Source organism: Actinacidiphila paucisporea (genome assembly GCF_900142575.1).
In the GTDB taxonomy this organism is placed as follows: domain Bacteria; phylum Actinomycetota; class Actinomycetes; order Streptomycetales; family Streptomycetaceae; genus Actinacidiphila; species Actinacidiphila paucisporea.
Genome location: NZ_FRBI01000074.1, coordinates 1 through 1,457, shown reverse-complemented (window position 1 = coordinate 1,457; position 1,457 = coordinate 1). Strand labels below are relative to the sequence as shown.

General features: G+C 65.0%; 1 protein-coding gene. It reads right to left on the bottom strand.

Features of this window, described 5'->3' with window-relative positions; translation table 11 throughout:
• On the bottom strand, positions 1-1,427 hold a 1,427-nt coding region (locus tag BUE44_RS35570), incomplete at its 3' end, for an SDR family oxidoreductase (protein WP_159450343.1).
• Positions 1,428-1,457 lie beyond the last annotated feature (30 nt).

The following is a 1,457-nucleotide window of genomic DNA, read 5'->3' as shown; positions in this document are numbered from 1 at the left end:
CTGGTGAGGTCGGTGGTGTCGAGGTGGGCGGTCATCGTGCTGTCCGAAGTCCACAACCCCCACGCCAGCGACGTCGCGGGAAGTCCCTCAGCCCGGCGGTTCCGGGCGAGAGCGTCGAGATACGCGTTCGCGGCAGCGTAATTACCCTGCCCAGGCGTCCCGATCACCCCGGCGGCCGAAGAGAACAACACGAACGCCCCGAGATCGGCATCCCGCGTCAGTTCATCCAGAACCCGCGCCCCACCCGCCTTGGGACGCATCACCGTGTCGACCCGTTCGGGAGTCAAAGCGGTCACGACACCGTCATCAAGAACACCAGCGGTATGGACGACCGCCGTCAACGGATGCTCCGCCGGAATACCATCGAGAACCTCGGCCAAGGCATCACGATCAGCCACATCACAGGCCGCATACGTAACCGCCGCACCGGCAGCCGTCAACTCGGCAATCAGCCCAACCGAACTGTCCACACCACGACGACTCAACAACAGCAGATGACGCACCCCATACCGGGCCACCAGATGCCGGGCAATCACATGACCCAGCGCACCCGCAGCCCCGGTAATCAACACCGTGCCCTCAGCACTCCAACCCTCCGGGGACCTCCCCTGCCCCGCGACCGCCACCAACCGAGGAACCAACAGACGGTCACCCACCACGGCGACCTGGGACTCACCAGAAGCCACCGCAACAGCAACAGCCCGCCCGGAATCCACCTCAAGACCGGTATCGACCATCAGGATCCGCCCGGGATGCTCGGCCTGCGCCGACCGCAACAAACCCCACACAGCCGCAGTAGCCGGATCAGGACACTCGGCAACATCACCACGAGTGACCACAGCCAGCCGCGCATCGTCATCCGCCGAATCAGCGACAAAGCGCTGCACGCGACCCAAGACATCGGCCACACTCGCACCGACATCACCGCCCGGCCGGACCTCCTCGACAACGATCTCGGACGGCACCACACTCACGCCGCCGGGAATCGGCACATCGACCCAGCGCACCTCGAACAGCGGATCACCAGGAACCGCCGAATCCAACTGCCCCCGCGACATCGGCTGAAGCCGCAACTCCTCCACCGAAACGACAGGATGACCGGCACCGTCAAACGCCGCCACCCGCACCCCACCGTCACGCCGCGACAACACCACCCGCAACACCGACGCACCCACCGAATACAACCGCACCCCACTCCAGGAGAACGGCACCTCCAAACCATCCGACGGCAGCGGATGCAGCGCCGCGTCCAACAACGCCGGATGAATACCGAAACCCCCAGGCTCAACCGGCAGCCGAACCTCCGCGAACAGGTCATCACCCACACGCCACAAACCACAAAGCCCCTGGAACACCGGCCCATACCCATAACCCAGACCAGCCAGCACCTCATAAGCACCCGACACATCCACCCGCTCAGCACCCACAGGCGGCCACACACCCTCAAGCAGACTGCC